The 24,488-nt window shown below is 73.3% G+C and carries 21 protein-coding genes and 1 pseudogene; 12 read left to right on the forward strand and 10 right to left on the reverse strand.

The window, feature by feature from the left end; genetic code table 11:
- Positions 1-525: 525 nt before the first annotated feature.
- The 5 genes from J2S46_RS21760 to J2S46_RS21780 all read right to left on the reverse strand — a co-directional run bounded on the left by J2S46_RS21760 (position 526) and on the right by J2S46_RS21780 (position 8,072).
- Positions 526-2,475, reverse strand: a complete 1,950-nt coding sequence (locus J2S46_RS21760) for a hypothetical protein (protein WP_191288395.1) — start codon at positions 2,473-2,475, stop codon at positions 526-528.
- Between the two features lie 319 nt (positions 2,476-2,794).
- Entirely contained in the window at positions 2,795-5,551 is a 2,757-nt protein-coding gene (locus tag J2S46_RS21765) for a right-handed parallel beta-helix repeat-containing protein (protein WP_191288394.1), read from the reverse strand.
- Positions 5,552-5,918: 367 nt separating this feature from the next.
- On the reverse strand, positions 5,919-6,599 hold the full coding sequence (locus tag J2S46_RS21770) for a hypothetical protein (RefSeq protein ID WP_191288393.1): 681 nt from the start codon (positions 6,597-6,599) through the stop codon (positions 5,919-5,921).
- Between the two features lie 94 nt (positions 6,600-6,693).
- The gene (locus J2S46_RS21775; RefSeq protein WP_191288392.1) at positions 6,694-7,530 is read right to left on the reverse strand and encodes a hypothetical protein; all 837 of its coding nucleotides are present in this window, start codon (positions 7,528-7,530) and stop codon (positions 6,694-6,696) included.
- Complete coding sequence (locus J2S46_RS21780) at positions 7,527-8,072, reverse strand: RNA polymerase sigma factor (RefSeq protein ID WP_229912182.1); 546 nt, start codon at positions 8,070-8,072, stop codon at positions 7,527-7,529. Before J2S46_RS21780 ends, J2S46_RS21775 begins: the two co-directional genes overlap by 4 nt.
- An 86-nt stretch (positions 8,073-8,158) precedes the next feature.
- On the opposite strand from J2S46_RS21780, the gene J2S46_RS21785 reads away from it, so the two are divergent.
- Both J2S46_RS21785 and J2S46_RS21790 read left to right on the forward strand, forming a co-directional pair.
- Positions 8,159-9,094 (forward strand): serine/threonine-protein kinase, encoded by a 936-nt coding sequence (locus J2S46_RS21785; RefSeq protein WP_191288391.1) that lies wholly within the window; start codon positions 8,159-8,161, stop codon positions 9,092-9,094.
- Positions 9,095-9,306: 212 nt separating this feature from the next.
- A pseudogene (locus tag J2S46_RS21790) lies at positions 9,307-9,435 on the forward strand (LLM class flavin-dependent oxidoreductase); the annotation flags it as partial.
- Positions 9,436-9,484: 49 nt separating this feature from the next.
- Here J2S46_RS21790 and J2S46_RS21795 read toward each other — a convergent pair.
- Together J2S46_RS21795 and J2S46_RS21800 are read right to left on the reverse strand one after the other, a co-directional pair.
- Positions 9,485-9,886 (reverse strand): DNA-binding protein, encoded by a 402-nt coding sequence (locus tag J2S46_RS21795; RefSeq protein ID WP_191288390.1) that lies wholly within the window; start codon positions 9,884-9,886, stop codon positions 9,485-9,487.
- The gene (locus J2S46_RS21800; protein ID WP_191288389.1) at positions 9,883-10,086 is read right to left on the reverse strand and encodes a hypothetical protein; all 204 of its coding nucleotides are present in this window, start codon (positions 10,084-10,086) and stop codon (positions 9,883-9,885) included. The genes J2S46_RS21795 and J2S46_RS21800 overlap by 4 nt, the downstream gene beginning before the upstream one ends.
- An 83-nt stretch (positions 10,087-10,169) precedes the next feature.
- On the opposite strand from J2S46_RS21800, the gene J2S46_RS21805 reads away from it, so the two are divergent.
- From J2S46_RS21805 to J2S46_RS21845, 9 genes are all read left to right on the forward strand, one after another.
- Positions 10,170-11,057, forward strand: a complete 888-nt coding sequence (locus J2S46_RS21805; protein WP_191288388.1) for an LLM class flavin-dependent oxidoreductase — start codon at positions 10,170-10,172, stop codon at positions 11,055-11,057.
- A 314-nt stretch (positions 11,058-11,371) separates the two neighbouring features.
- Positions 11,372-12,349, forward strand: coding sequence for a hypothetical protein (locus J2S46_RS21810; RefSeq protein WP_191288387.1), 978 nt, complete (start codon positions 11,372-11,374; stop codon positions 12,347-12,349).
- 39 nt (positions 12,350-12,388) lie between these two features.
- The gene (locus J2S46_RS21815) at positions 12,389-13,372 is read left to right on the forward strand and encodes a hypothetical protein (RefSeq protein ID WP_191288386.1); all 984 of its coding nucleotides are present in this window, start codon (positions 12,389-12,391) and stop codon (positions 13,370-13,372) included.
- Complete coding sequence (locus tag J2S46_RS21820) at positions 13,369-14,334, forward strand: hypothetical protein (RefSeq protein WP_191288385.1); 966 nt, start codon at positions 13,369-13,371, stop codon at positions 14,332-14,334. Before J2S46_RS21815 ends, J2S46_RS21820 begins: the two co-directional genes overlap by 4 nt.
- Complete coding sequence (locus tag J2S46_RS21825) at positions 14,331-15,371, forward strand: hypothetical protein (RefSeq protein ID WP_191288384.1); 1,041 nt, start codon at positions 14,331-14,333, stop codon at positions 15,369-15,371. Before J2S46_RS21820 ends, J2S46_RS21825 begins: the two co-directional genes overlap by 4 nt.
- Before the next feature lie 143 nt (positions 15,372-15,514).
- Positions 15,515-16,537 (forward strand): ABC transporter ATP-binding protein, encoded by a 1,023-nt coding sequence (locus J2S46_RS21830; protein ID WP_191288383.1) that lies wholly within the window; start codon positions 15,515-15,517, stop codon positions 16,535-16,537.
- On the forward strand, positions 16,521-17,423 hold the full coding sequence (locus J2S46_RS21835) for an ABC transporter permease (RefSeq protein WP_191288382.1): 903 nt from the start codon (positions 16,521-16,523) through the stop codon (positions 17,421-17,423). Before J2S46_RS21830 ends, J2S46_RS21835 begins: the two co-directional genes overlap by 17 nt.
- A 26-nt stretch (positions 17,424-17,449) precedes the next feature.
- Positions 17,450-18,367, forward strand: coding sequence for an ABC transporter ATP-binding protein (locus tag J2S46_RS21840; RefSeq protein ID WP_191288381.1), 918 nt, complete (start codon positions 17,450-17,452; stop codon positions 18,365-18,367).
- 121 nt (positions 18,368-18,488) lie between these two features.
- Positions 18,489-19,205 carry an ABC transporter permease gene (locus J2S46_RS21845; RefSeq protein ID WP_191288380.1) on the forward strand — a complete coding sequence of 239 codons (717 nt, stop codon included), beginning with the start codon at positions 18,489-18,491 and terminating at the stop codon, positions 19,203-19,205.
- Positions 19,206-19,317: 112 nt separating this feature from the next.
- On the opposite strand, the gene J2S46_RS21850 is transcribed toward J2S46_RS21845, so the two are convergent.
- Positions 19,318-20,547 carry a CynX/NimT family MFS transporter gene (locus tag J2S46_RS21850; RefSeq protein WP_191288379.1) on the reverse strand — a complete coding sequence of 410 codons (1,230 nt, stop codon included), beginning with the start codon at positions 20,545-20,547 and terminating at the stop codon, positions 19,318-19,320.
- 61 nt (positions 20,548-20,608) lie between these two features.
- Positions 20,609-21,340 carry a FadR/GntR family transcriptional regulator gene (locus J2S46_RS21855; RefSeq protein WP_229912181.1) on the reverse strand — a complete coding sequence of 244 codons (732 nt, stop codon included), beginning with the start codon at positions 21,338-21,340 and terminating at the stop codon, positions 20,609-20,611.
- A 305-nt stretch (positions 21,341-21,645) separates the two neighbouring features.
- On the opposite strand from J2S46_RS21855, the gene J2S46_RS21860 reads away from it, so the two are divergent.
- Entirely contained in the window at positions 21,646-22,413 is a 768-nt protein-coding gene (locus J2S46_RS21860) for a sporulation protein (protein ID WP_191288378.1), read from the forward strand.
- 81 nt (positions 22,414-22,494) lie between these two features.
- Here the strand turns inward: J2S46_RS21860 and J2S46_RS21865 are convergent, their stop codons facing one another.
- Positions 22,495-24,240: an LCP family protein gene (locus J2S46_RS21865; RefSeq protein ID WP_191288377.1), complete on the reverse strand. Its 1,746-nt coding sequence runs from the start codon at positions 24,238-24,240 to the stop codon at positions 22,495-22,497.
- Positions 24,241-24,488 lie beyond the last annotated feature (248 nt).

The following is a 24,488-nucleotide window of genomic DNA, read 5'->3' on the forward strand; positions in this document are numbered from 1 at the left end:
GGATGATCTGCAATCGGCGCTCGGTGATGGTGGTGCCGCCGGACCGGCCGGACACATGGCTGTGCCCGGTGGCAGGCGATCGTGAATTCCGGTGCGCGGTGAGCGGGCGGTGAATCGCCGCTCCGTTTCCGCGGTGCTTTCTCTGCAGACATCCTGACCCGGCGCCAGGTCCCGGACCAAGGGATTCGGCTGGCGCGAGCTCGCCTGGCGTCAGCACGCCAGCGGGCGCGGCGGACGGCGGGGGCAGGCGTGCCGGTGCGTGCGGGGGCCGGGCCGAGGGGCAGACCCATGGGTGCGCACGGGCGGGGGCGCGGGCACGGGCACACCCGTGGACGTGCCGTCCGCGCCGGGCCCTGCGGCGCACGGACCGCTCGGGCCGGAACCGGCCGTGGCGGGCGGGGCCGGGCCGTGCACGGCCAGCAGGGCCGGCCGTGGCACCGAACGCCGGAGGCCGGCCGCGCCCGTCGCCCGGAGGCGGTGTACGGGGCGCGGCCGGCCTCGGCCGGAACGGTCCGGGAGAGCGGCCTACATCGAGCGGACGTAGAAGCTGTACGACTGCGGCTGGGAGGCCTGCCCGGAGACGGTGAACGCCTGGACGTACAGGATGTTGGTGCCCCAGGAGCCGGCGTTCAGCCGGACGACGGCCTTGCCGTCCGTCGCCGGCATCTGCGAGCAGCCGACTCCGGGCGCGTAGAGCATCGAGTAGCAGAAGCCGCTGATCGTCCGGCCCTCCGTGGTGCCGGTGGAGGTCGCGCCGAAGGTGAAGGTCAGCGGCATGCCCGGGAAGATCTCGCCGGGCACGCCGTCGGAGGTGACGGTCACGCCGGTGATCTGCGAATCCGCGTCCACGCCGAAGTAGCAGGGCCGGCTGGGCGCAGAGACCCGGGTGCCGTCCGTCTCGTAGGCGTAGAAGCTGTACCGGCCGGAGCCCAGGACGCCGACCGGGACACCGGTGCGGGCGTGGTCGGAGGTCGGTGAGCCGGACCAGGAGCTGGTGCTGCCGTCCGGTCCGGTGAGGACCACCTGGAGCCACGGCGAGGCCGGGCCGGGAGCGCCGCCGAGGACGGGCGTGGTGGCGTACAGGGTGGTGCTGCTGGAGTCGGAGAGCCGGAACCACTGCCCGGGCCCCGCCTCGGGGCAGGCCGGGCCGGAGGTGGCGAAGGTGAGGTTCGGGTCCGTCGGCCCGCCCTCGGGGAGGCTGAACCAGCCGAAGATGTCCACGACCACGTCCACCCGGCCGAGGTGGTTGTAGACGTTGACCAGGCCCGAGTCGTCGACCGGCACGATCACCAGGTTAGGCACGGTCTGCCCGGCGTGGAAGTTGAGGTTCGAGGTGCTCGGCCGGCCGGTGCCGTTGCCCGGGAAGACGGTGAGGAAGCTGTCGTCGGTGGCGTTGGTCGCCGTGACGTTGAGGACGACGGCGGACACCTTGGTGGTGCCCAGGCCGCCGGTCGCCACCGGCAGGTTCATCACGCCGTCCGCGCCGAGGGTGTGGAAGCTGCCGCTCGTCCGGGTGTCGACCATGCGCTTGGGCCCGGTGGCCGAGTAGGCCGAGCCGGCGGGGCTGTGCTGGTAGTAGCCGAAGACGTCCGCCACCACCTGGGTTGCCCCGATGTGGTTGTAGAGGTCCACCGAGCCGTCCGCGCCCAGCGGGACGGTCACCAGGTTGGGGGTGGTCTGTCCGGCCGTCCAGTTGAGGTTGGAGGTGCCGGGCCGCGCGGTGCCGTGCGGATACACGGTCAGGAAGCTGTCCGAGGTGGTCCCGGTGGCGGTCACGTTCAGGACGACGGCGCTCGCGCCGACGGCCGGCACCCCGCCTTTCCCGGTGACCTTGAGGTTGACCGTCCCGTCCGCACCCACCGGGCCGGCCCCGCCGGAGCGGGTGTCGAGCAGCCGGGCCGGGCTGACCGGGACGTAACTGGACCCGGCGATGCCCACGCTGTCCGTGTAGTAGCCGGCCAGGTCGGCGACGACGTCGGTACTGCCGGAGTTGTTGAAGAAGTCCACGAAGCCGTTGGAGACCGGCACCGTGACGGCGTTGGGGACGGTCTGGCCGGCCGTGAAGTTGAGGTTCGAGGCCGTCGGCAGCGGGGTGCCGTCGGGGAAGACCGTGAGGTGGCTCTCCTCGCTGGGCCCGGTCACCGTCACGTTCATGACGACGGCCTTCACGTCGCCCGCGGGCAGGCCCACCGGCACCCGGATGTGGGTGCCGCCGGGGACCTTGCCCGCCGTCGGCACGCCGATCGCGGACCTGGTGTCGAGGATCCGGTGCGGGTCCGTCGGGACGAACTTGCCGGTCTGCGCGGCGGGCGGCACGGAAGCCGACTGCTGGGCGGCCGGCGCCCCGGCGGCCGCGGGTGCGGCCGCTGCCGCGGGCGTTGCCACGGTCAGGGCGAGCGTACTGGTGGCGGCCACGGCCAGGGCGAGCCGGCGTACCGGCCCCGCCAGGCGTGCCGGAGTGCGAAACCGTTCCAACTGGGACTCCTGCGGAAGGGGTTGACGTAGTGCCGGCATGCCGGCCCGGGGCAGGCCCCGCCGTCGACGGTGCGCGGCGCGCAGCCACGTCGACATGACCCCCCGGCCGGCCGAAGTCACCAGCTGCTGATTCATATCATCAGCGGGCAAGCGGTTTTTCGGGCGGAGCCGGTGCGCGGCAGCCGGAACGGGAGAGGTGCCGTGCGCGCCGTCCGGACGGGAGCACCGAGTGCGTCCGTCCTTCGGGCTCCGCAGGCACCTCTCCGCGTCGTCCCCGCCCTGCTCGGCCACCGACCGTCGGACGGTGGCCGCGCGGGTGTCAGTCGTTCTGGTAGTAGCCGAAGATGTCGACGATCAGGTCGATGTTGCCGTCGCTCTCGTTGAAGAAGTCGATCAGGCCGCGGCCCGGCGCGACCTGCACCAGGTTCGGCACGGTGGTGGCGCGCCGCCAGTTCAGCGAGGAGGTGTTCGGTGCGTACACCGGATACGGGTACCCGCCCCGGTAGTCGGCCAGGGTGTTCGGGTCGGAGGCGACGGTCAGGTGGCCGTCGTCGCCGGTGTTGGTGACGGTGGCGTTGAAGACGAACGCCGGGATGTCGGTGCGCGTGGTCATCGGCAGGTAGGCGTAGTAGCGGCCCTTCAGCGGGCCGCCGCCCCAGGTCGCCGGGTCGCGGGTGTCCAGCAGCCGCTCCGGGTCGACCGGGATGAACGCGCCCTTCTCGTAGGCGCTGTAGTAGCCGACCACGTCGACGATCACGTCGGTACCGGCCCAGGCGCCGTTGAACACCTGGATCCTGCCGTCCGCGCCGACCGGCACGACGACCGAGTTGGCGACGGTCTGCCCGGCGGTGAAGTTCACGTTGGACGCCGTGGGCAGGGCCTGCCCGCTCGGGTAGACGATCAGGTGGCCGTCCTGGCGCGGGTTGGTGACGGTGACGTTCAGCGCGACCGCGGTGATGGCCCCGTTCGGCAGACCGGGGGCGGCGTCGGCGATCTGCACCGGGATCGAACCGCGTCCGGGGATCTGGTTGCGCGGGGCACCGGTGCCGTCGCGGGTGTCGACCAGTCGGCTGGGGCCCACGGGGGCGAAGCCGGCCGCGGCCGTCGGGGTGAAGTAGCCGGTGATGTCGGCGATCAGGTCGGTGGTGTCCCAGCCGCCGTTGTACAGGTCGACGTAGCCGTTGTCGCCGATCGGCACCATCACCAGGTTCGGCACGGTCTGCTTGGCCCGGTAGTTGACGTTCGAGGTGGTCGGCCGCCGGCCGCCGTCCGGGTACGCCGTGATGTGGCCGTCGGCGGCCGGGCCGGTCACGGTCAGGTTCAGCACCGCGGCGGTCGCGTTCGCCGGGATGCCGTCGGCGCCGCCGACCTTGAGCTTGACCGTTCCGTACGCCGGGATCCGGCCGGCGGCCGCGAGCCCCGTGCCGTCCCGGCTGTCCAGCAGCCGCTTGGGGCCGTACGCGGTGTACTGCGAGCCGAGGGTGGAGACCTTCACCGTGTTGCGGATGGTGTTGCCGGTCTTCTCGTAGTCGGTGACGGTGATCGTGTAGTCGCCGAGCTTCTCGTAGATGTGGCCCGCCGTCGTCCTCACCGGCTTGTCGCCGTAGAAGTTGCTGATGCCGGTGCTGCCGTCCCCCCACTCGATGTAGATGTCCTGGGCGACCGGCAGGGTGGTCACGTCCAGGTCCAGCGAGATGCCGAACGCGCTGGAGTTCTTCGCGGTCAGGGCCATCGCGAAGCCGGGGTTGTTGCTCTGGAACCTGACCGCGCCACGGTCGGACATCGGGCCGTGGCCGAAGTAGTCGGTGGTCAGGGCGCCGGGCGCGGACTGGTTGGCGGTGCCGATCGCGGCGGAGCCGGTCTGCAGGGCGTAGGCGACGCCCCACTGCGAACCGTTGTTGACCGGCTGCGGTGCGACGGGTTCGACGGTGTCGTGCGCGCCCTGCGTCTGTGCGGCCCGGAAGGCGGCCACGGTCGGGTACGCGGTGCCGGCCCAGCGGTAGGGTCCGGCGCCGGTGGCGACCGCGGAGTAGAAGTCGTTGTAGTCGGCGGTGGTCGCCGGTGCGGACTCGGCGGAGACCGTCACCGCGCTGCGGCCGGAGTCGCAGGCGGCTGCGTTCTCGGTCTCGACCAGCAGGTTGTTCTGAATCGACACGGCCGTCGAGGCGCCGTCGACCACGATCCCGGGGAGGCAGCCGCGCTGGACGGTGTTGCCGGTGATGTTCAGGCCCTGCACCCCGGTCGCGGTGATGCCACTGATCTGCTGCTCGTACGTTCCGGAGTTGGTGATGCCCGAGGCGCCGATCAGGTTGCCGGCCAGCGTGACGCCCTTCGCCCCGGCGGCCACCGAGATCGCCGTGGCACCGGCGCTGAACAGTGCGACGTGCGACCGGGTGACGGCCACCGTGTCGGACGTGCCGTCGACGGCCACGGCGGTCCCGTACGCGCCGACGTTGACGGAGTCGAGGGTGATCCGGGTGGAGCCCTTGACGGCCAGCGCGGCCGGCACGCCACCGGTCGAGATCGTGAGGTGATTGATCGTCACGTCGCTGACGCCGTCCAGGGTCAGCCCGGGCTTGGTGGAGCCCGTGTTGTCCCCGTCGATCTGCGGGGCGTTGGTCCCGCCGGTGATGGTCAGCCCGGAGGTGCGGACGACCACGTTCTCCGCGGTGCGCGGCGGGCTGGTCCCCTCGTCCTTCCCGTCGACCCGGACGGTGTCGCCGGGGACGGCCGCGTCCACGCCGTGCTGCAGGCTGCAGAACGGCGCCGCCTGGGTGCCCGTCCCGGTGTCCGTGGCACAGGTGCTGCGGGTGAGGACGTAGACGGTCCGGCCGGTGGAGGGCGCGGCGGCGGCCCGGGCGGCAACCGCGGCGCCCTGGCCCTGCACCCGGTACGAGTTGCTCGCCGGGCTGGTGAAGGTCTTGGCGTCGGGCAGCTCCCACCCGCTCGCGGCGGGAGCCGGTACGGCGTTCGGTACGGCGTTCGGGGCCGGGTCGGCGGCGTGCGCCTGACCCGGCAGGAAGGCGAACCCGGCGGCGAGAGCCGCAGTGGTCGCAACGAGACGGCGGTTGTGCACCGGTCCCCCAGATTGAAAGTCTGACAATCGCCCCTGTGGCGGGGGTCAGGCTACAAGAGGCCGCTCCAGCACCGGCAACGGGTTTCCTGCCTTCGATCCCGTCAGCCTCGGCTTCTTCAGGGGGTGTTGCCGTTGCGCCCGCGAGGAGTGCCGGGCCCGGCACGGGAACGGCTGCAAAGGACGGGAGGAGGCGTGCCGCATGCACCAGGAGGCCCGCCCGGGGGTCGCCGGAGCGCGCTCGGGCGGTGAAAGGCCCGCTCCGGCCATGACCCTCGGTCGAGCTGGTGGCCCGGCCCCTGGGCGTGCGGGCCTCTTCGAGGTCCGGGGCCCGCTCCGCCCGCCGCCGCGGGCGGAGCGGGGCTGCCGTTCAGGAGGCGAGGCGGTTCAGCGCCGCGGTGGCGATGCCTTCGACGGAGGCCGGGGCGTCGGCGGCCCGGCCGGTGAGCTCGACGACGGCGACCCTGGTGCCGCGGCGCAGGACCGCGACCCCGCCGCCGACGGTGCCGTCGCCGCTGTAGGACGGGTACCAGCGGGCGCTGCCGCCGTTGACGTTCAGGGTGTGGGCCGCGCCGTAGTGCCAGTGGCCGACGGGCTCGTCCTGGCAGTCCTCGACGAGCGCGACCAGCTGCTTCTCCCAGCCGGCGGCCTCGGCCCCGGTGGTGGCGCTCGCGGCGGACTCGGTCAGTAGACCGCCGGTGTCGAAGGTCCAGGTCACGGACGCGTACGCGGTGGCCCTGCCCTTGGTCAGGTCGCGCATCGTCTCCTCGCCCGAGCACGCGGAAAGCCCCTGGCGTCCGGTCAGCGCGACGGTCGCGCCGACCGGGTTCGGGCCCTGCTGGAAGTAGTCCTCGCTCTGGACGAGGGCGGCGGAGCCGAGTCCGGGCGCGGCGACCGCGGTGCGGTGCGCCGCGGTGTGCGCGTCCCCGTCGGCGGTGGCCGACTGGGTGCCGACGACGCTGGCCGTGACCAGTGCGGCGGCGAAGCAGGCCGCGACGGCGACCCGGTTGCGGCGAACGGACTTCTGCTGGACGGCCTGGTTCTCGGTCATCTGGTCCCCCTGCTGGTCGGGACGCCTGCTGCGTCCTCGTACAACCGGGGAGATGCCGCCGGAGGAGGGAAAGTTGGAGCCCCGACCGGCTGTTTCACAGCTGTGACAGAGCGGTCCTGACGACGCGGTCCATCGCGGCCGTCCCCAGGCAGGCATGGACCTCCAGCACCCCGTAGTGCTTGCCGCTGCGCAGCACGGCGATGCCCCCGCAGGGCTCCCTGCCCTCGGGCGCCGTACCGGTGGTGTTGAGGGTTCCCTCGTAGGCGCCCATCCAGCTCGCGGTGACGTCCGGGGCGAGCTGCAGCCTCGTGGTCCTTCCGTAGACCCAGTGCCCCGGCGGCATCTCCTGGCAGGGCACCTCCTCCAGCAGCAGGCGCTCGGCGTAGTTCTGCGCCAGGGAAGGGCTCGTGGCCTCGGCGGCGACCTCGCGGGCGACCTGGGTGACGATGTCGGCGGCCAGCGTGGGGTCGCTCGGGTCGGTGCGGGGGCTGGTCATCAGTCCGCGGAAGTGGGCACCGGGACCGCCCAGGGTCTGACCGAGGGTCTTCTCGCCGGAGCAGGCCGAGTTGGCGTAGGCCCCGTCGCCGTACCGGTCGGTGACGTGGATCCGGCCGGTGCCGACGTCCGGGCCGAACGCCGCGGGACCGAGCAGGTTCGCGGTGGTCACCGGCCCGGTCGCTCCGGTGGGCGAGGCGGAGCCGGAGGCCGAGGACGTGGGCGCGGACGTCGGACCGGACGCGCCGGGCGTCGGGAGGACGGACGCGCCCGGGGGTGGCCCGCCGACCGCGGCACCCGCCCTCGTCACCGGGTGCGCGGTGGCGCCGGGGGGCGGTGGCAGGACGAACCGGCCGGTCGCCAGCCCGAGCGCGGCGGCCGCCACCAGGGCGGCGACGGCGGACCGGCGCCGGACGACGGCGGGGCCGCCGTTCACAGACCCTTGACCAGGCGCTCGCGCATGAAGCGGCGGGCCTGGTGGATACGGTCCTTGACCGTGCCCAACGGGGCGTCCAGCTCCGCGGCCACCTGGACGTAGGTCAGGTCACCCAGGTCGCGCAGCACGAAGGACTCCACCAGGGCGGGGTGCTGCTGCTCCAGCGCGGCCAGCGCCTCCATCAGGTCGAGCCGGGTCCCGGCGATGACGCTGGTGGTGCGCGGGTCGACGGACTCGGGGAGGTCGGCGTGGCTGTCCTCGGCGCGTCGGCGCATCGAGCGGTAGGTGGACCGGGCGGCGTTCGAGGCGATCACCGTCACCCAGCCCAGGAATGAGCCGTGGCCCCCGTACTCGCCCAGGTGCGTGCTGATGGACAGGAGCGCGTCCTGCGCGGCCTCCTCCGCATCGGCGTGGTGGGGCAGGAAGCGCGAGCAGCGACGCAGCACCACCGGCCGCAGCTTGGCCAGCAGGTACTCCGTCGACCCCGGGTCCCCCGCCTGGGCCGCCGCCACGAGCCGTTCCAGCTCACCTTCCTCGAACACCCGGATCCCCCGTCTCGTCCCGCCTGGCCTGCCGGTCGTCGAACGGGAGTTCCGCACGCCCCCCGACTCCGGCAAAATGCTGCCACATGCACAAGCTCGGCCGTTATCTCCTCCTGGAGCGGCTCGGAGCCGGCTCCTTCGCGACGGTCTGGAAGGCCTACGATCCGGAGCTCGACACCGAGGTCGCGGTGAAGGTGCTGGCCGAGAACTGGGCCGCCAACGCCGATGTGCGCGAGCGGTTCCTCACAGAGGCGAGGCTGCTGCGCCGGATCGCCAGCCCGCGGGTGGTCCGGGTGCACGACGTCGGGGTGCAGGAGGACCGGCCCTACTTCGTGATGGACCACGTACGCGGCGGCACCCTGGCGGACCGGGTCGGGCAGTGCGACCCGCAGGAGGCGCTGCGGCTGGCCGCGGAGGCGGGCTACGCGGTCCAGGTCCTGCACGAGGCGGGCGTGGTGCACCGCGACGTCAAGCCGTCCAACCTGCTGCTCGCCACCGGTCCTGCGCCCGCCGCGGTGCTGGTGGCGGACCTGGGCAGCGCGAAGCACCTGGCCGACGCGTCCGGGCTGACGGTGACCACGGGCACGCCCGCGTACATGGCACCGGAACAGGCCTTCCAGACCGGCGGGATCGACGGGAGGGCCGACGTGTACGCGCTGGCCGTCGTGGCCTACGAGCTGCTGACCGGGCAGAAGCCGTTCGGCCCGGGCGGACGCGCCACCGCGCTGATGACCGACCGGTCGACCGCCTCGACGCTGCCGGCGCTCCCCGCCGGAGCGGAGCTGCCACCGAACATCGCCCTGCTGCTACGGACCGCGATGTCCGTCGAGCCGGCGGACCGACCGCCGACCGCCCGGGCCTTCGCGGACGCGCTGCTGGCCCCGGTCCCGCAGTCCCGGCCCGAAGGTGCGGGCCCAGCACCTGTCCGGGAAGGCCCCGGGCGGCTGACCCCGCGCGCGGTCTGTCTGGCGGCGGGCACGGTGTTCACGGCGACGACCCTGCTGAGCTGGCTGCGGCGTTGAACCCGACAGGGAGCCGGTCCGCACCCGCGTTGGTGTCCCGGGGAGGGATCCGGCCCTTGCGGCCCGACCGGTGACCGCCTCGGCCTCGACCCGGGAGAGCGTCCGGTTCGACCGGGCTTCGTCGGCGCGGGCGCACGCCGAACTCGCCGACCTGGTGGATCCGAGGATCCTGGCGTGCGCTCGGAGAGGTCCTCATCGGTGAACGCGACTTCTCCCGGCGGTCGTTCCGGGACGAGCCGTGGTTCGGGGCGGTACCGACGTTGACGGGGGCTGCCACGGCTACCGGGCGGATCCGCCTCGGCACCCTGGTGACCTCGGTCAATCCTTTTTCACCTGTCACATGCTGGCCTGCGGGAACGCTTGCCGAGAGTGTCCGGGTCCCGCTCGGGCTCAGATGGCGATGAGCCGGACGCGGGTGCCGCAGAGCTTGGCCATGTCGTCGATGTCCGTGGTGAGCATGGCCACCGGCCCCGGCTGCCGCAGCGCCATCTCTGCCACGGTCGCGTCCACCGCGTACTTGTGGCCGTGCAGGCCGACCTGCTTCAGCAGCCTGGCCGAGGCTCTGGCGGCCTGATCGGTGACCGGCTCCACCTTGACCCGGGAGAGCGTCCGGTTCAGCCGGGCCTCGTTCACGCGCGTGTGCGTGACCTCCACGATGGTGTTCGCGCCGACGACGAAGTCGGCCCCCATCGCGTGGAACACCTGAAGCATCGCCAGCACGCCGCGGTCCTGGGTGATCCACGAGGAGAGTCCCTGCGAGTCCAGCACGACCGTCTCGAAGCGCTCGGTCACGCGGCGCTCACCGAGCCCGCCGACCCGGCGGAACCGAAGATCCTGGCGTGCGCCTCGGACAACTCTTCATCGCCGAACGGGCCCTGCTCGTCCTGGTGGCGGCGAAGGTCGTCCGCGAGCAGCTGGTGCCGAATCTGGCGGGCGACCGCCTCCGCGACATACCCGGAGACGTTGTCCGTGAGCTTTCTCAGCTCGTCCACCTCGCGTGGTTGCCGCCATGGGCAGAGCACATACTGCGGTATGCGCCCGAGTGGCGGGATATTCGGGACGTAGGGTCGTTCCCATGCGACTGAGCACGGTGATCCTCCCCATCCACCGGTGGAGCGAGGGACAGAAGATCTGGCGGCGGGCCGAGGACCTCGGCTTCCACGCCGCCTACACCTACGACCACCTCTCCTGGCGGTCGTTCCGGGACGAGCCCTGGTTCGGGGCCGTCCCGACCCTGACGGCCGCCGCCACCGCGACCGAGCGGATCCGCCTCGGCACCCTGGTGACCTCGCCGAACTTCCGGCACCCGGTGACGCTGGCCAAGGAGCTGATCTCGCTCGACGACGTCTCGGGCGGCCGGGTGACGGTCGGGATCGGGGTCGGCGGGGCCGGCTTCGACGCGACGGCGATGGGCCAGGAGGCGTGGACGCCGAAGGAGCGGGCGGACCGGTTCGACGAGTTCCTGCCGCTGCTCGACAAGCTGCTCACCCAGGACGCCACCACCGAGCACGGCCGCTACTACTCGGCCGTCGAGGCCAGGAACATCCCCGGATGCGTGCAGCGGCCCCGGGTGCCGTTCTACGTGGCCGCCACCGGCCCGCGCGGGCTGAAGCTGGCCGCCGAGCACGGGCAGGGCTGGGTGACGTACGGCGACCCGCGCGGTCCGGCGGAGGTGCCGGTCGAGCAGGCACCGGCCGTGATCGAGGCTCAGCTGGCCAAGCTCGCGGCCGCCTGCGAGGCGCGCGGGCGGGACCTGGCGACGCTGGAGAAGGTGCTGCTGCAGGGCTCGACCGCCGAGCAGCCGCTCGCCTCGCTGGACGCCTTCGTCGACTGGGCCGGCCGCTACCAGGAGTTGGGCATCACGGAACTGGTCATCCACTGGCCGGTCGCGGACTCGATCTTCGCCGTCGACCCCGCGGTCTTCGAACGGATCGCCACCGAGGGTCTCGCGCAGCTGAGCTGACGTCCGGCCGGGGCGCCTGCCCGCCCGGCCCGGCGGCGGGCAGGCACCCCTGGTCGGACGCCGCGGGCAGGTGCCGTGGTCAGGGCCGCGGGTACTCCCGGGACGAACGGCGGCGCATTCTCATTGCGGTTCGATCACGGCATGTCCGATTGATTGATCATTGTGTGGAGTGTGTGGGTTAACTCTGTTGGCGGGGGGGAGCGGCGGCTCTCATAATTCCAGCTGACGCGCGTGGCGGTCGGTCTGGAGAGGCCTCGGGGGTGGCCTGTGGTGGGCCCGCACGCGGCCCATTCCACATGCTCTGGGGGAACCCCTTGTCCGCGCCCGAAAACGCGCCGCCGGCCGCTCCGGCCGACCCGCCACCCGTACCCGCAGGGGCCTGCGCACCCGAGGGGACACCCGTACCCGACGCGTCCTCCTCGGCGGCCGACGGGGCAGGACCGCAGCCCGGCCCCGCCGACGCGGCCGCCGCCCGGTCGGCCACCGCGCCCACCGACGTACCCGACCTCCCCGAGGCGGCGGCTGCCGCCGGCCGCCGGCTGCCGCGCGCCGCCGGCGTCGCGCTGACCGCGTTCGCGCTGCTCGCGGTGACCGCGACCAGCGCCGCCGTCACGGTGGTGGTCGGCCGGCCGGACGCCCGGACGGCGGTGGCGCAGGGCGCCCCGGCCCCGGCGGCGGCCCCGGCCTCGGCCACCCCGTCCGCCTCGCCGTCGCCGTCCCCGTCCCCCGTGGTGACGCTCACCGCGCCGCCCGCACCCGCGCCCAGGCCGAGCAGCACCCTGCACGGCACGGTCAACGGCGGCACGCACGGCGGCGACCTGAGGTACTTCTTCGCGCCCGTTCCGGACGGCGCCGAATCCTTCGGCCCCGCCGACGGCTTCAAGATGAGCGACGAGGAACTCGTCGCGGAGTACGACGGCCAGAAGAACATCATGTCCGTCCTCGCGTCGTACGGGTACAAGGAATCGGCGGAACGCTCGTACCGGACGGCCGACGGAAAGGCGAATGTCCGGATCCGGCTGATGCGGTTCTCCAGTGCGGGCAACGCCTCGGAGTTCGCCAAGGGTGCCAGCTTCTCGGAGAGCGAGAGCATCGACGTCAGCGGCGTTCCCGGGGCGCGCGGATTCCTGTTCAAGCCGGAGCAGAAGGCCTACACCGGCGCGATGGTCGGCATTGCCAGCAAGGGCGATGTGGAGTTCGAGATCACCGTCGAGGTGAAGGGCGATCCCGACAAGGCCTCGCTCGGCGACGTGATGAAGCGTCAACTCGACCGCCTGTCCTCCGGCGGCTGAGCCCCGCTTCCCTCTTCTTCCACCTTCTGGAGCCACCCCGTGAGCACCGAACCCGTGGAGCCGTCGCCGGACGACGCGCCTCCTCCCACCGCCGTACCGCCGGGCGACCGGCCCGACGCCGCCGCACCTGCCGAAGCCGCCGCCCCCGTCGTCCCCGCGCCGCCGGTCGCGGTCAGCCCCTGGGCCGCGCCGGGATCGCCCGCCGCCGCCCCGTACGCCCACCCCGACACCGCCGAGGAGCCGGCCGCGTCCTTCGACGGCGGGCCGGTCGGCGGGCCGCCGGCCTTCGACGTCCTGGTGGCCGGCGAGGACGGGACGGGGGTGCCGGCCCGCGAGCGCAGGCCGCGTCCCGTCCTGCTGCTGACGTCCGCGCTGGTGCTCGGTCTGCTGCTGGGCGGTGGCGTCGGCTACGCGATCCAGGCCGGCCGTCCGCCGACGCCGCTGCCGCCCCTGCAGGTGGCGCTGCCCGGTTACCCGGCGGCCGTGCTCGACGCGGCGGCCGCGGCCGAGGCGGCGCCCAAGCCGCTGGCGATCGACGGCGACCTGCGCAAGCTGGTGCTGGAGCGCCCGGGGGGCACCGACGCCTGGGGCGACAACCCGGACGTGCCCAGCTGGATCACCGTCGGTGAGCTGGCCGAGCGCACCGGCAACGCGAAGCGGACGTTCGCCGACTTCAACCGGGACGGTTTCCGCCGCGCGGCGGGCGTCGACTGGAAGCAGGGCGAGACCCGGTACCGGGTGACGCTGCTCCAGTACGGCCCGGACGACGCGGACCGGGCCCTGGCCGAGGCGCGGGGCATGCACGGCGCCGCCGCCACCAAGTTCGCCGACGGGGTCAACGGCGGCTACCAGGTCGAGTCGGAGCCGGAGAACTGGGCCGAGAGCACCGAGAAGTACTACTACGGCTCGGCCGTCGCGCGGCGCGGCACCGTGGTGATGGAGATCGAGGTCTTCGCGCCGCAGCCGGTGGACGCCGCCGCACTCAAGGATCTCGCCAAGAAGCAGTGGGAGCGGCTGGCATGAGCGACACCACCGTGGGCCCGGTCCCGTCCGACGCGGCCGACACCCCGACCCCGACGCCCGACCCGACCCCGACCCCGACCCCCGAGCAGGCTCGGACGCCGGACCCGACCCCCGAGCAGCCCCCGGCGGGCGACCCCGGGACCCCGGACGCCCCCGGACTCCCGTACCCCGCGCCGGGGCAGGCAGCCGTCGAACCGGCCCCGCCGGCCGCCCCGCGCGGCACCGGCAGCCGCATCCTGCGCGGCGCCGCCGCGACCGTGGCCGCCGCGCTGGTCGGCGTGGTCATCGGCGTCGGCATCATCGAGGTCCGCTACGACGACCCGGCCCCGGCGGCCGCGGCCGGTCCGGGCCCCGGTGCGGCCCCGGCCCCGGCGCCGAGCCCGACCGCCTTCGGCGCCAAGTCCAACGGCAACCACTTCGGCGGGCTGCGCGACCTGCTGCTGCCCGTCCCGGCCGGGTTCGCCCTCGGCCCGGACTACGGCAGCTACGGCAACGACACCGAGCTGACCGCCGAACAGCTGGCGGCCGAGGTCGACGAGGGCGTCAAGGACGTGCCCGCCGACAAGCGGGAGCGGGTGAAGCAGTACTGGAACGGACTGCACGTCAAGGGCACCGGGGTGCGGACCTTCAAGTCCTCGGCGGGTGATCTGGTGGTCAGCCTGAAGCTGCGCCAGTTCAACCAGCAGGAGGTGCAGAAGGAGAACGAGTACACCGCCATCTTCACCGGCGACACCGGCCTGTTCCGGACCGGCCCGGAGATCCCGGGCCACCCCGAGGCGCACTGCTACCTGATGCCCGTCGCGCCCGGCGCCCAGATCGACTACCTGGAGTGCTCCGCCGCCGAGGGCGACCTGCTCGTCGTCATGGACGTCGAAGGTGTGGCGCAGCTGCCCAAGGACAAGATCGTCAGCCTCTTCACCGCGCAGCTGGACCGGCTCGCCAGCCCTGGAGCGTCAGCATGACCGACCGCATCGCCCCGGCGGAGAACCCGCCCGGCCCGACGGAGAACCCCGCCCCGGCCGTCCCCCCACCGGGCCGGGGGAGCACCGCCCCCGCGACGGGCATCGTCCTGGAGGACGGCCCGGCGCCGGCCGCCCCGGCGGACGTCTGGGCCGCCCCCGGCCTCGCCCACGGGCCGTTCGGGCCGACCGAGACCGACGAGCAGCGCCTGCAGCGCATCCGCCGCCGGCGCCGCACCCTGGTGCGCCGCGGTGCGGCAGGACTCGTCCTGCTGATCGCGGGCACGGCGAGCGCGTACGCGGTCACCGCTCCGGACCGCACGGACATCCCCGGCCTGGCCACGCCCAAGGACGGCCGCTACACCTTCCCGGTGCTGGCGCTGCCGCCGCTGCCCTCCGGGAAGCCCGCCCCGGGCGCCCCGGGCGCCGAGCTGCGTCACGAGGCGGACCTCCGCCGCCTGGTGCTCCCCGCACCCGAGGAGGCGATCGGCGCCGCCGCAGTCAGCGCCTCGCCCACGGCCCCGCCTTCGGCCACCGCCTCCCCGGCCACGCCGGCCGCTTCGCCCGCCGCCGTCCCGGCCGGGACGGCTCCGGCCCAGTGGGCCGTCTGCGAGGACCTGGCGGCCGAGCTGGCCGAGGCGGAGACGTTGAAGTCGGACCTGATGGCGAACGCCTGCCGGGCCGGCGTCGTCCGGGAGTGGACGGCCAAGGACGGGACGAAGACCCGGATCCGGCTGCTGCGCTTCGGCTCCCGCGCGGAGGCCTCCAACGTCTCCAACTCGCTGTGGCTGACGAGCGAGCTCAAGGGCGTGGGCAAACTGGAGCTGGAGAAGGACGCCAAGGGGCTGCCCACCACGATCGGTGTCGGCGCCCAGCTCCGGCACAACGGTGACGAGAAGACCGGCAAGCCCGACACCACCCGGGCCGGCTACCTGCTCGCGGGCGACGTGCTGGGCCTGATCGTGATGACCAACCCGGCGGGCGTGCCGCTGCCGGCCTTCCACCAGGTCGTCCTGCTGCAGTCCGACCTGCTGGCCTGAGGCCGGGCAGGTCCGTCCGGTCCGGTCCCCGGGCCCGCCCCGGGGAGTGCCGAACTCCCCGGGGGCCGGCCCGGTCCGGCCCCCTAGGGGACGGGCGGGCCGTCGTCATCCCGGAGTACCGCAAAGGGTCGTCATTCCAGCCCATGTCCAGCGCGGCCCCCGGCCACTACCTTGTGAGCGTGTCCACTGTCATCAAGACGGACGGCCTCACCAAGAGGTTCCCCCGGGTCACCGCCCTCGATCAGCTCACCGTAGAGGTGCAGCCCGGGGTGGTCGGCCTGGTCGGGGCGAACGGCGCGGGCAAGTCCACACTCATCAAGATCCTGCTCGGACTGGCTCCGGCCACCTCGGGCACCGGACAGGTCCTCGGCCTGGACATCGCCACCGAGGGATCGGCGATCCGCGAGCGGGTCGGCTACATGCCCGAGCACGACTGCCTGCCGCCCGACGTGTCGGCGACCGAGTTCGTGGTGCACATGGCCCGGATGGCCGGCCTGCCGGCCGCCGCGGCCCGCGAACGGACCGCCGACACGCTGCGCCACGTCGGCCTGTACGAGGAGCGCTACCGCCCGATGGGCGGTTACTCGACGGGCATGAAGCAGCGGGTGAAGCTGGCCCAGGCCCTGGTCCACGACCCGCAGCTGGTGCTGCTGGACGAGCCGACCAACGGCCTCGACCCGGTCGGCCGGGACGACATGCTCGCCCTGATCCGCCGGGTGCACTCCGACTTCGGCATCTCCGTCCTGGTCACCACCCACCTGCTGGGCGAGCTGGAGCGGACCTGCGACCACCTGGTGGTGATCGACGGCGGCCGGCTGCTGCGCTCCTCCTCCACCGCGTCCTTCACCGAGGCCACCCAGGTGCTCGCGGTCGAGGTCACGGACCACCCGGACGACGCCTCGTACGACGCCGCCGAGGCCGTCCGGGAGCGGCTCGCCGCCGCCGGGCTGACGGTCGGCGCGGACGGTCCCCGGGTGCTGCTGGTCGGCATCGGGAACGACGACACCTACGACACGATCCGCGACACCGTGGCCGGCCTCGGCCTCGGCCTGGTGCGGCTGGAACAGCGCCGCCACCGGGTCGCCGAGATCTTCACGGACGAGGCCCCGGCCGCCGGGCCGGCGGACGCACCCGAGGGAGGTACCGCAGATGTCGCTGCCTCCTGAGACGAGGACGGCCGAGACCGGCGTCATCCACGACATCGGCTACCGCGGCTACACCGGTCCGCGCCTGGGGCGCGGCTACGCCACCCGCTCGCTGTTCACCCAGGGCCTGCGCGCCGCCTACGGGCTCGGCCGCTCCGGCCGCTCCAAGGTGCTGCCGATGCTCGTGCTGGCGGTGCTCACGCTGCCGGCCGTGGTCATCGTGGCCCTCGCGATCGTGCAGGACCGGAGCGAGCTGCCGCTGGACTACCCGAGCTACCCGAGCGCCCTCGGGCTGGTCGTCGAACTCTTCGTCGCGGCCCAGGCACCGGTGCTGATGTCCCGGGACCTGCGCTACAACACCGTCCCGCTCTACTTCTCCCGGCCGATCACCCGCGGCGACTACGTCCGCGCCAAGTTCGGCGCGATGGCCGTCGCGATGATGCTGCTGATGACCGCCCCGATGGTGGTGCTCTACCTCGGTGCGGTGCTCGGCGGGATGCCCTTCGGCCACAACACCGCGCACTTCCTGTACGGGCTGGCGGCGGCCGTGCTGTACGCCCTGGTGTACTCGGCGGTCGGCCTGCTGATCGCGGCGAGCACGCCCCGGCGCGGTTTCGGGGTCGCGGCGATCATGGGGTTCCTGGTGGTCAGCCAGGGCATCGCGATCGTGATCCTCGGCATCGCCGGCGGCCTGGACGGCCCGGTGCCGCCGGAGTCCGCGAACTGGGTCGGCCTGCTGTCGCCGGGCTGGCTGGTGGAGGGCCTGGTCAACCGGCTCTTCGGGCTGGGCTCGGCCGGCGAGCTGCACGCCCCGGGCGCCCTCGGCGTCACCGTGTTCGCCCTGGAGGCGGCCGTCATCGTGGCCGGCTCGTACGGGCTGCTCCGGCGCCGCTACCGCGGCATCTGACCGACCCGACTATTCGAGAGGGCGCCATGGCCACCATCACCATCGACAAGGTCTCCCGCTGGTTCGGCAACGTGGTCGCCGTCAACGACGTCAGCATGACGATCGGCCCCGGCGTCACCGGTCTGCTCGGCCCCAACGGCGCGGGGAAGTCCACCCTCATCCACATGATGAGCGGCTTCCTCGCCCCCTCCGCCGGCGCGGTCACCCTGGACGGCACCCGGATCTGGCGCAACCAGGAGGTCTACCGGCAGATCGGGCTCGTGCCGGAGCGGGAGTCCATGTACGACGTCCTGACCGGCCGGGAGTTCGTCCTCGCCAACGCCGAGCTGCACGGCCTGGCCGACCCGGGCGCCGCCACCGACCGGGCGCTCGGCCTGGTGGAGATGGCGTACGCCCAGGACCGGCGGACCGGCACCTACTCCAAGGGCATGAAGCAGCGGGTCAAGATGGCCTCGGCGCTGGTCCACGAGCCGGCCGTGCTGCTGCTCGACGAGCCGTTCAACGGCATGGACCCGCGCCAGCGCCTGCAGCTGATGGAGCTGCTGCGCCGGTTCGGCGCCGACGGCCGTACGGTGCTGTTCTCCTCGCACATCCTGGAGGAGGTCGAGCAGCTGGCCCGGCACATCGAGGTCGTGGTGGCCGGCCGGCACGCCGCCTCCGGCGACTTCCGCCGGATCCGCCGGCTGATGACCGACCGCCCGCACCGCTACCTGGTCCGCTCCAGCGACGACCGCAGGCTCGCCGCCGCGCTGATCGCCGACGGCTCGACGGCCGGCATCGAGCTGGACCGGCAGGAGAAGGCGCTGCGCATCCAGGCGATCAACTTCCAGGGCTTCACCACCCTGCTGCCGAAGGTCGCCCAGGAGGCCGGCATCCGGCTGTACACCGTCTCCCCGGCGGACGAGTCGCTGGAGAGCGTCTTCTCCTACCTCGTCTCCTCCTGAACCGGTCCGCCCGTCAGCCGGTCCGCTCCCTGGCCGGTCCGCCCCGAAGCGGGCCGGACCCGGCGCCGCCCGCCCGCCCCGACCCGGCACCGACCCGGTCACCGAAAGAAGGCCGATCACCGTGAACACGACCGTCGCCAGGCTGACCGTACGCGGCCTGCTGGGCCGCCGCCGCGGCCTCCTGCTGCTGGTCGTCCCCGCCCTGCTGCTGATCATCTCGGTGATCGCGGCGAACAGCGACGGGGACAAGCACGACCTGACCGTCAAGATCCTCGGTCAGCTGTCGCTCGGCACCCTGCTGCCGATCCTCGGCCTGGTGGTCGGCACCGGCGCGATCGCCACCGAGATCGACGACGGCTCGATCGTCTACCTGCTGTCCAAGCCGCTGCCGCGCCGGGTGATCATCACCACCAAGCTGGCGGTGGCGGTCGGCATCACCTGGGCCGTCACGGCCGTGCCGACCTTCGTCGCGGGGCTGATCCTGTACGGGACGAAGGACGACCTGGCGCTCGCCTTCACCGTCGCCACCCTGGTCTCCGGCGCCGCGTACAGCGCGCTGTTCCTGCTGCTCGGCGTGGTCACCCGGCACGCCGTGGTGGCGGGCCTGGCGTACGCGCTGGTCTGGGAGAGCCTGATCGGCAACTTCGTGAAGGGCGCCCGGACGCTGAGCATCCAGCAGTGGGGCCTGTCGGTGGCCGAGGCGGTGGCCGGCGAGGGCGCGATCACGGCGGACGTGGCGCTGGGCGTGGCGGTCCCGCTGCTGGTCCTGGTCACGGTGGCGGCCACCGTGCTCGCCTCGGTGAAGCTGGCCGGGCTGACGCTGGCCGCGGAGGACTGAGAGCGCCGGCATCGGCCGCATCGGCCGCATCGGCCCACGGACGCGGATCGGGCCCGGGCAGTCCTGCCCGGGCCCGATCCGCGTCCGGCCGGCGAGGTGGTACGCCGACCGCTCAGAGCGTGCGGTTGCGGCCCGCGCCCCAGCCGGCCACCGCGGCCACGCCCGCCAGCACCAGCAGCAGCACCAGCGGGGTCGTCCAGCTGCCGGTCAGCTGGTGCAGGGCGCCGGCGCCGACCGGGCCGGCCGCCGCCACCAGGTAGCCGACCGCCTGGGTCATGCCGCCGAGCTGGGCGGCGCCCGCCGCGCTGCCGGTCCGCAGCACGATGAAGGCGAGCGCCAGGCCCAGCGAGCCGCCCTGGGCGATCCCGAGCACGGCGGCCGACACCCAGGCGCCGGACACCGGGGCGAGCAGCAGGACGGCGATGCCCATCGCGTTCAGGCCGGCCATCGCCACCGCCAGGCCGCGCTGACGGGTCATCCGGCCGGCTGCGAGCGGCACCAGGAACGCGCCCGCCACCTGGACCAGGTTGCTGAACGCGAAGACCAGGCCGGCCTCGCCGCGGTCCATGCCGTGGTCGGCCAGGATCGTCGGCAGCCAGGCGACCAGGGTGTAGACCAGCAGCGAGGAGATGCCCATGAACAGGCTGATCCGCCAGGCCAGCGGGGAGCGCCAGATCCCGTCGATCGGCCGGCCGGCCGGGGCCGCCGCCACCACGGCCCGCTCCTGGCGCGAGCGCAGGACCTGCGGGAGCCAGGCCACCGCGGCGACCAGCGCCAGCACCGACCAGGCGCCGAGCGAGGCCTGCCAGCCGCCGCCGAGCGCCTTCTCCAGCGGCACCGAGACGCCGGCCGCCAGGGTCGCGCCGACCAGCATGGTGGTGGAGTAGACGCCGGTCATGGTGGCCGCCTTCGCGGGGAACTCCCGCTTGACCAGGCCCGGCAGCGAGACGTTCAGGACGGCGATCGCCACCCCGATCACCACGCAGCCCCCGTAGAGCGCGGCGATCGACGGCAGCACCCGCAGCAGCACGCCGGCGCCGAGCACCAGCACCGCGCCGAGCACCACCCGCTCGGTGCCGAAGCGCCGGGTCAGCCGGGGGGTGAGGGGCGCGCCGAGGCCCTGGAACAGCACCGGCACGGTGGTGATCAGCCCGCTCGCGGTGGAGGAGAGGCCGAAGGTCTGCTGGATCTCGCCGACCATCGGGGAGATCGCGGCCAGGCAGGCCCGCATGTTGAGGGCGACCAGCAGGATGCCGGTGAGCAGCAGCGCCGGGTGGGCGAGCCGGCTGCGGACGGGGAGCGCGGGGGTGACCAGCGGCTGCCGGGCACGGGTGACTGCCATGGAACGGGGCTCTTTCTGAGGTGCGGGTGCGGGGAAGCGGTCGGGGGCGGCGCCCCTCGGGTCACTTCCGTGCGGCGATGCTGGCGAGGAGCTGCTCGACGGCGGCGATCGGCTCGTCCAGCAGCGCCCGGCAGGCGGCCTCGGCCCGGTCCGGGTCGCCGCTCTCGATGGCGTCCACCAGCGCCTCGTGGGTGGCGACCACCACCTCGGGCATCTCGTGGTCGCCGAAGGCCGTCCGCATCGACTCGCGGACCGAGGCGCCGAAGTAGCGGTACACCTCGGTCAGTGCCGGGTTGTTGGCGGCCTCGACCACGGCGGTGTGGAACTCCAGGTCGTGCTCGACGGTGGCCTCGCGGCCGGCCCGCTCGGGGTGCGAGGCGATCACCTCGGCCTCGCGGGCCAGGACGGCCCGCATCCGGACGATGTCCTCGGGGGTGTGCCGCAGCGCGGCCAGCCGGGCCGCCTCGGTCTCCAGCGCGGCGCGGACCTCCAGCACGTCGCGGACGCCGGAGCGCTGGACGCCGCGCAGGACGGAGGCCGGGTCGCTGCTGCTGCGCACGAAGGTGCCCTCGCCCTGGCGGGTGACCAGCATCCCCGCGTGCACCAGCACCCGGACGGCCTCCCGGACGGTGTTGCGGCCGACCTTGAGCCGCTCGGCCAGCTCGTGCTCGGTGGGGATCCGGGTGCCGACCGGCCAGCTGCCGGCGGCGAGCTGCTCGCGCAGCTGCTCGATGGTGGCGTCCACGAGAGAACGCTTGCCGGCGGCCTGCAGACTGTCGTTCGCGCTGGTCACGATGGGTCCCTCGGGTCGGTCGCGGCGGTGTCGCGGGCCCGCTCCGGTGGGGAGGCGCCCGGTCCAGCAGTCATCCTACAACTACTTGTCCGGTCATCCTACAACCCGTTTCCGGCGGGGCGGGGAACCGCCCGCTACCGTGCGGCGTTCCTCCGATCGGCCCCGCGACCACGGCCCCGCGACCGCGGCCCCGCCCGCGCGGGTCCGCCCCACCGGCGGGCCCGCGACCACCGAAGCCTTACCCGTACCTGTATCCGCCCCGAGCCCGCACCCGTGCGGATCCCACACCCAAGGAGAGCACCCGCATGGTGTTCAAGAAGCTCCTCGGCGCCCTCGGCGTCGGCGGCCCCGGCGTCGACACCGTCCTGTCCACCCCCGTGGTGCTGCCCGGCGGACTGCTCCAGGGGCAGGTCAACCTGACCGGCGGCACCGTCCCGGCCGACATCGCCGGCATCACGCTGACCCTGGTCGCCCGGGTGGAGATCGAGCACGAGGAGGGCGAGAGCACCGGGCTGTACCCGTTCGCCCGCTTCTCCGTCACCCCGCCGCTGCACCTCGCCCCCGGCGAGAACCGCAGCATCCCGTTCGCCTTCCCGGTGCCGTACGAGACCCCGGTGACCGCCGTCGCGGGGCAGCGGCTGTCCGGCATGGCGCTCGGCGTCCGCACCGAGGTGGACGTCAGCGGAGCCCTCGACAAGGGCGACTCCGACCCGCTGGACGTCGAGCCGCTGCCCGTCCAGCGCCGGCTGCTGGACGCCTTCCTCGCGCTCGGCTTCCGCTTCCGCTCCGCCGACCTGGAGGCCGGCCACATCCGCGGCACCGGCCAGAGCCTGCCGTTCTACCAGGAGATCGAGTTCTCGGCCGCGCCGCAGTACGCGCACGCCTGCAACTCGGTCGAGGTGACGTTCATCGCCGGCCCGCACCGGGTCGAGGTCGTGCTGGAGGCCGACAAGCGCGGCGGCGTCTTCGGCCACGGCGGCGGCGACGTGATCCGGACGCACGTGGTGGAGCACTCCGCCGCGGACCAGGACCTCACCGCGCTGGTCGACGGCTGGGTCCGCTCGGCCCTCTGACCCGGGCCGCCTTCCACGGGAACGGGTGTGCCCGCCGGTCGTCACCCGGCGGGCACACCCGTTCCCGTGCGGTGGCCGGGCTCAGCCGCCGGCGCCGTACGTGGTGTTGGCGCAGATGTCGTCGTCGGCCGAGCGGGCCTCCGCGGTGACACTGGTGGGCAGCGGCGGCGGCTCGGTCGGGGTCGCGGCGCTGCCCGGCGTGACGGTGGTGGCGTTGGCGGCCGCGTAGTCCTTGCCGAGGACGAGGCTGATGCCCGGGGCGCTGGTCGTCACGGTGGTGGCCCCCGGGAAGAGCGCGGCCACCTTGTCCGCCTTGGCCTTCATGCCGGGGCCGTACTCCACCACGGTGCTGGTGTGGTTGGTGGAGGAGGCGGTGGCGACCTTGGTGACGGTGAACTTCGCGCCCTTGAGGGTCTCGCTCGCCTTGCCGGCCATGCCGGCCGCCGTCGTGCCGTTGTAGACGGCGACCTTGATGCCGGTGCCGTCGGTGTCGGCGGCCGGGGCGGGCGCGGCCGGAGCGGGCGCCGCCGTGGTGGCAGGGGCGGCCGGGGCGGCCGCGTCCGGCTGCTGGCCGGTGGCGTCCTGGCCGTCGATGGTGCGGTCCGCCTTGAGCGTGGCCCACAGGTTGTCCACCGCGGGGTGGACCAGGTCGATCCGGCCCTCGTGGGCGGTGCTGAAGGCCCAGGGCGTGGTGATGAACTTCAGGTCGTGCATGTCGATGTTCTTCATCGACAGGGCGAAGGAGAGCAGCTTGTCCGCGGTACTGAGCTCGGGGTCGACGGTCATCGACTTGGTGGCCGCGTCGGCCAGCGGCAGCAGCGTGGTGGGGCTCAGCCCCTGCTTCTTCACCTTGGAGATGAGCGAGCCCATGAAAGCCTGCTGGCGTTTCATCCGGCCGACGTCGGAGCCGTCGCCGATGCCGTGCCGCAGCCGCACGTAGTCCAGCGCCTGCTTGCCCTGCACGGTCTGCGGGCCCTTCTTGAAGACCTCGGCGCCCTTCTTGGGCAGCTTCTCGTTCAGGTCGTTCTCGTAGATGGCGTTCGGCAGGCAGACGTCGACGCCGTTCACCGCGGCGGTCATCGCCGCGAAGCCCTCGAAGTTGACCTCGATGGTGTGGTCCACCCGGATGCCGGTCAGCTTCTCCACGGTGTTCTGCGTGCAGGCCGGGTTGCCCTCCTCGGAGTTGCCCACCGAGAAGGCCGAGTTGAACATCTGGTTGGTCAGTTCCTTGGTCCACTTCCCGTTCGGGAGCTTGCAGGACGGAACGGTGACCAGGGCGTCGCGGGGGATCGAGATGCCGACGGCGTGCTTGTGGTCGGCGTAGACGTGCAACAGGATCGTGGTGTCCGAGCGGGCCCCGCCCTCGTCGCCGCCACCGAGGTCGCTGTTGTTGCCGCTGCGGCTGTCGGACCCGATCAGCAGCACGTTGACCGGCTTGTTCCCGTTGGCGTCGGCCTGCGTCTCGGGCGGGCGGTCGGCGCTGATCGCGTCGGAGTCGAAGGTCTTGATGTTGCCGTTGATCTTCAGGTACAGCGCGCCGCCCGCGGCGACTATCAGGACCATCGCGCCGGCCGCCGTCCAGGCGATGTACTTCTTCTTGTTGCGCTGGGGCTTCCTGCCGCGCCCGCCGCCCGCCGTCCTGCCCCCGCCGGAGCCGCCGCGCCCGCCGCGCCCCTGCGCCGCCCGCCGCGCCTCGGCCCGGCCCCCGGTCCTCGGGGCGGGTACGCCCGCGCCGGCCTGGGTGGTGCGCACGGCACCGTCCGTCGTCGTGTCGTCGCGCCACTGCCCGTCGCCCCCGTAGGGGCTCTCGTCCCACTGGCCTGACATGCGCGTACCTTTCACCGGCGGAAGCAGCACCTCGCACTGCCCCTGGGAGCACCGCACCCGAAGAGCGCCGTGTGCAAAGGAGCACCGCACCCAAAGAGACGATCGAGAACGCCCCCAGGTTGCACGGACGAGAATCCGCAGGAGCCGCCGAGCGCACCGGCGGTGCTCTCGGTGATACCTCCTACAGAGCTCCGGCCTGGGCATGGAGCTTCAGCGGAGCATACAAACTCTTCCTGGGAGAACGGCAT

It is taken from the genome of Kitasatospora herbaricolor (assembly GCF_030813695.1).
GTDB classification, from domain to species: domain Bacteria; phylum Actinomycetota; class Actinomycetes; order Streptomycetales; family Streptomycetaceae; genus Kitasatospora; species Kitasatospora herbaricolor.